This is a genomic window from Salipiger sp. PrR007 (genome assembly GCF_010499845.1).
Taxonomy (GTDB): Bacteria; Pseudomonadota; Alphaproteobacteria; order Rhodobacterales; family Rhodobacteraceae; genus Salipiger; species Salipiger pacificus_A.
Genome location: NZ_JAAGOZ010000057.1, coordinates 1 through 8,307, shown reverse-complemented (window position 1 = coordinate 8,307; position 8,307 = coordinate 1). Strand labels below are relative to the sequence as shown.

The 8,307-nt window shown below is 65.7% G+C and carries 10 protein-coding genes; 7 read left to right on the top strand and 3 right to left on the bottom strand.

Annotated elements, in window-relative coordinates:
- Positions 1 to 397 (bottom strand): acetyl-coenzyme A synthetase N-terminal domain-containing protein (locus G0Q01_RS20725; RefSeq protein ID WP_304610731.1); only part of this gene is annotated, 397 nt, incomplete at its 3' end.
- A gap of 620 nt (positions 398 to 1,017) precedes the next feature.
- Here G0Q01_RS20725 and G0Q01_RS20720 point away from each other — a divergent pair.
- Positions 1,018 to 1,206 carry a PLD nuclease N-terminal domain-containing protein gene (locus tag G0Q01_RS20720; protein ID WP_108965132.1) on the top strand — a complete coding sequence of 63 codons (189 nt, stop codon included), beginning with the start codon at positions 1,018 to 1,020 and terminating at the stop codon, positions 1,204 to 1,206.
- A 57-nt stretch (positions 1,207 to 1,263) separates the two neighbouring features.
- Positions 1,264 to 1,428 carry a DUF1328 domain-containing protein gene (locus tag G0Q01_RS20715; protein ID WP_108965133.1) on the top strand — a complete coding sequence of 55 codons (165 nt, stop codon included), beginning with the start codon at positions 1,264 to 1,266 and terminating at the stop codon, positions 1,426 to 1,428.
- Positions 1,429 to 1,586: 158 nt separating this feature from the next.
- On the opposite strand, the gene G0Q01_RS20710 is transcribed toward G0Q01_RS20715, so the two are convergent.
- A complete protein-coding gene (locus G0Q01_RS20710) occupies positions 1,587 to 2,387 on the bottom strand; it encodes a response regulator (protein ID WP_164197790.1) in 801 nt (266 codons plus the stop codon).
- Between the two features lie 121 nt (positions 2,388 to 2,508).
- On the opposite strand from G0Q01_RS20710, the gene G0Q01_RS20705 reads away from it, so the two are divergent.
- The 5 genes from G0Q01_RS20705 (at position 2,509) to G0Q01_RS20685 (ending at position 6,842) form a co-directional block, all read left to right on the top strand.
- Positions 2,509 to 2,691, top strand: a complete 183-nt coding sequence (locus G0Q01_RS20705) for a NepR family anti-sigma factor (RefSeq protein ID WP_164197794.1) — start codon at positions 2,509 to 2,511, stop codon at positions 2,689 to 2,691.
- Entirely contained in the window at positions 2,688 to 3,248 is a 561-nt protein-coding gene (locus tag G0Q01_RS20700) for an RNA polymerase sigma factor (protein ID WP_108965136.1), read from the top strand. The genes G0Q01_RS20705 and G0Q01_RS20700 overlap by 4 nt, the downstream gene beginning before the upstream one ends.
- A gap of 126 nt (positions 3,249 to 3,374) precedes the next feature.
- Positions 3,375 to 5,162 carry a sensor histidine kinase gene (locus G0Q01_RS20695; RefSeq protein WP_164197791.1) on the top strand — a complete coding sequence of 596 codons (1,788 nt, stop codon included), beginning with the start codon at positions 3,375 to 3,377 and terminating at the stop codon, positions 5,160 to 5,162.
- Positions 5,146 to 6,123, top strand: a complete 978-nt coding sequence (locus G0Q01_RS20690) for an amidoligase family protein (protein ID WP_164197792.1) — start codon at positions 5,146 to 5,148, stop codon at positions 6,121 to 6,123. Before G0Q01_RS20695 ends, G0Q01_RS20690 begins: the two co-directional genes overlap by 17 nt.
- Positions 6,111 to 6,842 (top strand): gamma-glutamyl-gamma-aminobutyrate hydrolase family protein, encoded by a 732-nt coding sequence (locus G0Q01_RS20685; protein WP_254694451.1) that lies wholly within the window; start codon positions 6,111 to 6,113, stop codon positions 6,840 to 6,842. The genes G0Q01_RS20690 and G0Q01_RS20685 overlap by 13 nt, the downstream gene beginning before the upstream one ends.
- Positions 6,843 to 6,870: 28 nt before the next feature.
- Here G0Q01_RS20685 and G0Q01_RS20680 read toward each other — a convergent pair whose 3' ends face one another.
- Entirely contained in the window at positions 6,871 to 7,533 is a 663-nt protein-coding gene (locus G0Q01_RS20680) for a PRC-barrel domain-containing protein (protein WP_164197793.1), read from the bottom strand.
- Between the last annotated feature and the right edge of the window lie 774 nt (positions 7,534 to 8,307).

The following is an 8,307-nucleotide window of genomic DNA, read 5'->3' as shown; positions in this document are numbered from 1 at the left end:
AGAGCAGGACGTTGGCCATGCGGTTCACCTTGTCGTAGAGCTCGGCATAGGTGATGTGCTGGGCGGGATCCTCGGGGTTGTCCGGCTCGAAGATGATCGCGGTCTGCTCGGCGCGGGCGGGCAGGTGGCGGTCGATGCAGTTGTAGGCGACGTTCAGCACGCCATCCTCGAACCACTTGATCGAGACGTTGCCGAAGTCGAAGCAGCTGTCCTTGATCTTCGTCGGACGGGCCATCCAGTCGAGCCGCTGCGCCTGCTCGCCCCAGAAGCCTTCGGGGTCCGAGATCGAGCGCGCGTACATCTCGTCATAGCGCGCGGCATCAATATGGGCCTTGGCCACGAAATCCGCGGACGGGGCGTAGCTCCCGGCGCTCGCAGTCTGGGCGTCGTCTTTCATGATGTCCTCCCTGAGGTCGCGGGCGGGGTCTTTCGACCAAGCCCTGGACCGTTCCAATTTTCTCCACAGTCGCGCGGCGACCTTGTCCATCCCTGACGCCATCATACCGCAGTTCGCAAAGAATTAAATAAGCCTCGGTAAACTATGGTTTTATTTGTAAATCATTTGCCCTGCGCCGCAGCATTTTGTAAATTACTTTGCCTGTTGGAAAGAAAGGCGATGGTTTCCAATGTGGTTACGTAACGTCACGGACCGTTTCGAACCGCGCGCACCCCTGCAATTGCAAGCAGGCCGGGCTGTGACAGTTTGATGCACCGGCTGATGCACAGGCCGGGGGCGGCCCGTGTTAGCGCCTCTCCTCCTGGCGTTTCGGATCGCGCTGCGCCGAGTCGGACAGGGCGGCAGATCGCGGCAGTTTGACCGCGCGGAACCTTTTTCTTCATTGCGTGTTCTTGACATGAGACGGGACGGCGAGGCGCAAGATGCGTTCCCCGTGCCGACATCATCAAACTGATCGGATCGCGCGGGAGCTCTCCCGCGGCGCCGGGGGCTTGCCGCCGGCCCGGGGGAGACGTGCGCTCCGGAACGACACCACAGTCGCGACCAAAGGAGGGTTCGCCATGGAATTCGCTGGAATCGGGGGGTTCATCATCCTCGTGCTCGACATCTGGGCCATCGTCTCGGTGCTCGGTTCGAGGGCCAGCACCGGTGCAAAGGTGCTCTGGACGCTGCTCATCATCGTGCTCCCGCTGCTTGGCTTCATCATCTGGCTGATCGCCGGTCCCAAATCCTCGCGCGCCACGGTCTGATCTCTGGCTGATCTCTGGCCAGCTAACACAACTTTCTAAATCATCGGAGAAACGACAATGCTTTACTGGGCACTCCTGTTTTTCGTCGTGGCCATCGTGGCCGCAATCTTCGGCTTCGGCGGCATCGCATCCGCTTCGGCAGGCATCGCTCAGGTGCTGTTCTTCATCTTCCTGGTGCTTTTCGTGGTCACGCTGATCATGCGCTTCGTGCGCAAGGCCTGACAGGGGCGGGGGCGGCCGGCGGGGCCGCCCCACCAAAGGCCCGCTGCTTCATGAGCTGCGCAATTCAACCAACGGGCGCGTAAAGATCGAGGCAAAGAAAAACCCCGCCTGTGGCGGGGTTTTTCATAGCTCCATCTCCGCAAGGCGCGGGTGAACTGTCAGACCTTCAGGGTCTCGGTCGAAGAGAAGAACATTGCCTGGCTCACGGCCGAGCGCACCTGCTCCTCGGAGTAGGGCTTGGAGATCAGGAAGGCCGGTTCGGGGCGTTCGCCGGTCAGCAGGCGCTCGGGGAAAGCGGTGATGAAGATCACCGGCCGGTCGCCGAGTGCGCCGAGAATGTCGTTCACCGCGTCGATGCCCGAAGAGTTATCGGCCAGCTGGATGTCCGCCAGAACCAGATCGGGTGTCTCCTTCGAGGCAAGATCGACGGCCCCCGCGCGGGTGCGGGCGACGCCGGTAACCCGGTGACCCAGATCGGCGACGATGCTCTCGAGGTCCATGGCGATGATCGCCTCGTCCTCGATGATCAGCACGCGGCCTGTGACCGCATCGGCCATCTCGCGGCGGGCGAGGGTGACGAGCTCGCTGGCCTCGGACTCGGCGATCTGCATGATCTCGGAGACTTCGGCGAGGCTGAACTCCTCGATGGTGTGCAGAAGCAGCGCCTCGCGGCTGTTGGCGGTGAGGGTCTTCAGCCGCGCCTGCGCGGTGGCGCGGGGGCCTTCGTCCTCTTCGGTGATCGGCGCGCCGGTGCTGGCCCAGATGCCGTGGAAGACGTGGAACAGCCCCACCTTGGGCGAGGATGCGCCGGTGAGGCCGCTTCGGTCGGCAAGGATCGCTTCAAGGGTCGCTGCCGCGTAATTGTCGCCCGAGGTCTGACTGCCGGTGAGCGCGCGCGCGTAACGGCGGAGGTAGGGAAGGACCGCGCCAATGGTTTGGCCCAAATCACCCTGTGTCATGAATACGTCCTTTTTTCGCTTTTCTCGGGAACCAAACGCAGCTCCTCGGCATTGGTTCCCTGATACGGCAAAGATATATGCAGAAATTGCGTACTGCAAAGGCAAGGATCATACGGCGGCAATGGTAAAATCGGGGCGGAATTCAAAAGAGGCAGAGGCGATCGACGAGAACCTCAAGCGTGTCTACCAAGACATGCTTGAAGAACAGGTACCCGATCGGTTTCTCGACCTGATCGCGCAGCTGCGCGCGCAGGATGACCAGAGTGGCGCCGGTGGCGACGATACGGGCGGGGCCAGTGCATGAGCGCGGATCCTCGTGACGAGATCGTCACCCATCTTCCCGCACTGCGGGCGTTCGCCTTCTCGCTGACGCGCAATTTCGCGCTGGCAGACGACATGGTTCAGGACACGCTGGTCAAGGCGTGGACCAAGATCAACACCTTCGAGCAGGGCACGAACATGCGCGCCTGGCTCTTCACCATCCTGCGCAACACCTATTATTCGAACCGCCGCAAGGCCGGGCGCGAGGTCTCGGACGCGGAAGGCATCTTCACCGAGAGCCTGTCCGAGAAGCCTGCTCACGACGGTCGGCTGCAGATGAACGATTTCCGCCGGGCCTTTGTCCAGCTTACCGACGAACAGCGCGAAGCTCTGATCCTTGTCGGCGCGCAGGGGTTCTCTTACGAAGAGGCGGCAGAGACCTGCGGCGTGGCCGTCGGGACGATCAAGAGCCGGGTCAATCGGGCGCGGGCGCGGCTTGCCGAGTTGCTCGAACTCGACGAGCACGACAAGCTCGAGATGACCGACCAGGCGACCATGGCCGTCGTGTCGGGCGCGCGGCCCAGTGGCGCCCTTGGCTGAGGCCGGGGGCGGCGGCACGGGGAAGAAGTGACGAAGGGCGTCCCTCGGGGCGTTGGAAATGACCCGGAACATGGCAGGGCGCGCATCCTGCCGGTCCGGCAGGCGGGCAGATCGGATAGAGGTGTCATGAAAACAGTCGCGGGCGTTTGGCGGCAAAGGCCCACCGGTCTGGCCGCGCGGATCATCCTGTTTCTGTCGCTGGCGCTCGTGCCGATCGGGGTGGTCGCATATTTCCAGACCAGCAAGCTTGCGGAAGAAACCCGCCTGCGCTCCCAGCTCAGCCTGGTCGCGCTGACCGAGGCCGCCGCCCTCGGCGAACGCGAGACCGTGCTGCGCGCGCAGGGGGGGGCGCAGGCGATCGGCGCGACGCTGGGACAGAAGCTCGAGGACCCCGAACGCTGCTCGGACCAGCTCGCGGGCTATCTCGGTGCGTCGCCGGGCTACAGCTTTGCCGGGATCATGACCCTGGACGGCGATGTCTCGTGCAACTCGCGCGGGGTCGAGATGAACGCCCGCGACTTCCCGCGGCTCATGCGCATCGTCGACCAGCCGGGCGCCACGGCCTGGCTCAATCGCCGCGGGCCGATCAGCGAACGCTCGGTGATCGTCGTGGCGCAACCCTATTTCATCGGCGGCGAATTGGCGGGCCACGTGCTGCTCTCGGTGCCCTCGGTGCTGCTGCCGCGCGGCCATGACGCGCCCGGACCCAACGATTTCCACGATCTCATCACCATCAACGAGCAGGGCGAGATCCTGACTTCGCGCGGCGACATCGACCAGGTCGCAAACATCCTGCCTGCCGATCTCGATCTCAAGAGCCTCGTCGGTCCCAAATCGCAAAGCTTCGCCGCCCGCAGCGCCGATGGCGAGACGCGGGTCTATGCCGCTGCGCCGCTGGTGCCGGGGATGATCCATGCGGTCGGCATCTGGAGCCGCGAGAACGCGGAGGCGCAGGCGATCAGTGTCAACGGGCTCGCCTTCGTTGCTGCCGCTTTGCCCTTCATGATGTGGGCGGCCTCGGTGATCGTCGCCTTCCTCGCCGTCAACCGGCTGGTCATCCGCCACATCAAGCGGCTCTCGCGCCGGATGCGCGCCTTTGCGCTCTCGCGCCGGGTGCCGGCGGTGCGCGACGAGGCGATGCCCGCCGAGCTTGCGGACATGGAGGACGACTTCCTCGACATGGCGGATGCGATCCTGCGCGACGAGGCGCAGCAGGAGAACGCGCTGCGTGAGAAGACCATCCTGCTCAAGGAGGTCCACCACCGGGTGAAGAACAACCTGCAGCTCATCTCCTCGATCATGAACATGCAGATCCGCCAGTCCCGCAACGACGAGACCCGCGCCATCCTGCAGCGGCTGCAGGACCGGGTGCGCAGCCTCGCCACCATTCATCGAAACCTCTACCAGACCGAGGACCTGGGCCATGTGAACGCCGGGCACCTGCTCAAGGACCTCGTCGGGCAGATGGAGCAGATGTCCGAGGTGAGCGGGCGAAGGGTGAACCTGACCATCGCCGCCGACGACATAGAAGCAGTGCCCGACCAGGCGGTGCCGCTGTCGTTGCTGACCGCCGAGGCCATGACCAACGCGATGAAATACGCCGGGCCGGGGCCCGACGGGGTGACCCGCGTGTCGATCCGCCTGGCGCGGCTGACCGGCGGCCGGGCCGAACTCGAGGTGATCAACTCCGCCCGCAGGGAGGTGCCTGGCGAGACCAATGCGCCGCGCGACCCGGGCGAGATCGCCGGGCTCGGCTCCAAGCTCATGCAGGCCTTTTCGAGCCAGCTCGGTGGCACGCTCGAACAAGATTGGACCGAGACGGGCGATTATCGCGTGCACATCATCTTTGCGCTGGTGGAATTCACTCCCGACCCGACAACCCCAGAGGCGATCCCCAATGTCCCGGATTTCTGATCTCGACACGCCGCAGCCGCTGCCCCGGCCCAAGACCGCCGAGGGCAAGCCGCGGCGCGTGGGCGTCGAAATCGAATTCTCTGGCCTCACCGAGGCGCAGGTGGCCCGTATCCTTGCCAAGGAATTCGGCGGATCGACCCGAGAGGAAAGGCGCGGCCATTGGACGGTGAGCGGCGGCGGCATGGGGGATTTCGAGGTCTATCTCGACAGCCAGCCGCTCGAACGGCTCGATCATGACGGGGTCGGCGGGCAAATCCGCGATCTCGCCCGTGCCGTGGTGCCGGTCGAGATCGTGAGCGACCCGATCGAGGTGTCGCAGATCGCCGAGTTCGACCGCGCCATTGTCGCGCTGCGCAAGGCGGGGGCCGAAGGCACGGGAACCGGCGTGCTCTCGGCCTTCGGGGTACATTTCAACCCAGAAGCGGTGTCGCTGGGGTACGCCGACATCATGCCGGTGGTGACCGCCCATGCGCTGCTCGAGGACTATCTCAAGCGCGCCGCCGGCACCGATTTCTCGCGCCGGGTGATGACCTGGGTCGCGCCCTATCCGCGGGCGCTGGTCGACCGGCTCGCCGCCGAGACCCCGCCTGCCACGATGACCGAGCTGATCGACACCTACCTCGCGGTCGCGCCGTCGCGGAACCATGGTCTCGACATGCTCTGCCTTTTCGCGCAGATCGACGAGCCGCGGGTCGCCGCGGCGGTGGACATGGAGCTGGTTTCGCCGCGCCCGACCTTTCACTGGCGCCTGCCGGACTGCCGCATCGACGAGCCCGGCTGGACGCTGGCGCAGGAGTGGAACCGCTGGGTGCTGGTCGAGACAGTGGCCGGGGACGCCGATCTGCTGCAACGGCTCTGCGCGGCCTGGCGCGACCACCGCCAGTCGATCACCTCGATCCGCATGGACTGGTCGTTCCGGGTGGAGCGCATGCTTCAGGGGGCGGGGCTGTGCGGCCTCTGATCGGGGTCACGGTCTCGCGCCGCTCGGGCTGGCGCGTATTTCCCTTCATGGCCTTCGCCGTCTGGCTCGCCGGGGGCAGGGCGCTGCGCTGGCAGACCGGGCACCGCGAGGTCGACCTCGAGTCGGTGCACGGCGTGGTGATCGGCGGCGGCGACGACATCGAGCCGACGCTCTACGGCGGCGAGCTGCAACTCGATGTCCGGCTCGACCCGGACCGCGACGCGCTCGAGCAGCACGTGCTCCGCGGGGCCTTCGAACGCAACCTGCCGATCCTCGGCATCTGCCGTGGCGCGCAGATGCTCAACGTGGTGCTGGGCGGCTCGCTTCACGGCGACGCCTATGCGGTGCATCCCTCGCGCCGCTACCGGACCGTGCTGCCGCGCAAGAAGGTGGACGTTCTGCAGGGCACGCTGCTCGCGCATACTGCCCGCTCGGCCTGCCTGAGGGTCAATGCTCTGCATTCACAGGCGGTGGACCGCCTGGGCGAAGGCCTGCGGGTGGCCGGTCGCGACGACGGCGGCATGGTGCAGGCGGTCGAGCGGCTGACGGACCCCTTCGCGCTCGGCGTGCAGTGGCACCCCGAGTACCTTGTCTACCGCCGCGCGCACCGGCGCCTGTTTCGCGCGCTGGTCGCCGCCGCCCGGGCGCGACGCGACGCCATCTGCCAGCTCGAGGCCGCCGAGGCGGATGCGGCGCTGCCCGGCTTCATGAACCGCTGAGGCGTCTCAGGCGTCCATCCCAGGCGTCTCAGGCGGCGACCATGTCGGCGACCTTGGGCGCGGTCTCGACCTGCACCAGCGAGAGATCCAGAACGATGTGCCCGCCGTGGGCCTCATCCGCATGGGTGACCATCTCAAACATTGGCACCACCCGCCGCTCGTGATGGAAGAACTTGCCGTTGTCGACCACGATATGGCTGAGCCGGCCGCGCGCGGCATCATAGAGCAGGTCGCTCACCCGCCCCGCCTCGCCGTCACGGGCAAAGACCGGCTTGCCGATCCAATCGGCGAGACTCTCGTAGCGCTCCAGCGCTGCCTGCCAGCGCGGATCGGTCTGCGGCTCCTGCGCGTCCAGATGCAGCGGCGCATAGGGCGAGCCGAAAGGTCCGACCACCATCGGCGGCATGGTCGCCATCAGCGCCAACATCTCCTCGCGCCCGCCCTGCATGTGCGGCGCGCGCTGCAGTTCCTCCTCGGTGACATAAAGCGGCAGGCTGCGATCCTCGGCCTCGGGCAGGCCGAGCGAGGAGGCGGTGACCAGCAGCCGCTCCGCCGCAGTGAAACCCGCCGGTGCGACGATCGCCCAAGCCAGCTTGCGCCCGTCGGGGTCGAAGAGCAGGTCCTGCAGTACAAAGTCCCGCTCGCCGCCGGTGAGGCGCCAGGTCAGCAGGTCCGAGAGCGAGATGAGCATGATCTTGCCTTTCGTCCGTTTACGGGAGCTTAACACGAAACTGCGACATTCCGTTCCGGAACCGCTCGGTGGATGCGGCGTTCCAATCCCAAGCACTGAAGGAGGCTGCCATGACCATCGATATCTTTATCGTCGGGTTGGCCGCTCTTATCGTGATCGCGATCCTGATCCTCGCCGTTACAGACACAACGGGAGAAGACAGGAACTCGCGCTAGCCCGAGCGACCAGATTCGGCCAAGGCCGGGGGCGATCTGTCTGAACACGTCGGGGACCCCGCCTTGCGGGGCGCACCCCTTTCGGACAACGAACCATGCCAGCAAAGACCAGCGCGGCTTCCCCCGGGAGCCGCGCTGCTTGCTTCTGAGAGCCGTGATTGGCGCGCAAGGAGGTGCCTTGATGCCAGCGGATCGGGACTCGGCCACGCATTGGAGTCCCTCCGTTTGCCAAGCGGTCGCAGCCGCCGGAGCGCAAAGCAGCCCGGGGGTCGGGGAGCCTGTTCGAGAGTGCGACGAGGTCGCCCATATCAGAAAGTCGGCGAGAAGACCGTTTCCCGGGCGGTTGCGGGAAACCGCCCTTGACGTCCATCGCACCGAGACTGGTATACCATCTGAGAATCCACGCCGAGCCCTTCCCGGGCGACGACAGCACAAAGGACATTCCGATGCTCGACAAATCCGTCTTCACCCCGCACGGCAAGCACCTGATCGCAGGCACCTGGGTGGCTGGCGAGACCAGCTTCACCTCCGAGCCGGCGCATGGCCCGAGCCACGACTT

Coding starts and splice junctions, on each gene's coding strand:
- G0Q01_RS20720 (WP_108965132.1), top strand. CDS start 1,018: ATGGAATTCGCTGGAATCGGGGGGTTCATCATCCTCGTGCTCGACATC.
- G0Q01_RS20715 (WP_108965133.1), top strand. CDS start 1,264: ATGCTTTACTGGGCACTCCTGTTTTTCGTCGTGGCCATCGTGGCCGCA.
- G0Q01_RS20710 (WP_164197790.1), bottom strand. CDS start 2,387: ATGACACAGGGTGATTTGGGCCAAACCATTGGCGCGGTCCTTCCCTAC.
- G0Q01_RS20705 (WP_164197794.1), top strand. CDS start 2,509: ATGGTAAAATCGGGGCGGAATTCAAAAGAGGCAGAGGCGATCGACGAG.
- G0Q01_RS20700 (WP_108965136.1), top strand. CDS start 2,688: ATGAGCGCGGATCCTCGTGACGAGATCGTCACCCATCTTCCCGCACTG.
- G0Q01_RS20695 (WP_164197791.1), top strand. CDS start 3,375: ATGAAAACAGTCGCGGGCGTTTGGCGGCAAAGGCCCACCGGTCTGGCC.
- G0Q01_RS20690 (WP_164197792.1), top strand. CDS start 5,146: ATGTCCCGGATTTCTGATCTCGACACGCCGCAGCCGCTGCCCCGGCCC.
- G0Q01_RS20680 (WP_164197793.1), bottom strand. CDS start 7,533: ATGCTCATCTCGCTCTCGGACCTGCTGACCTGGCGCCTCACCGGCGGC.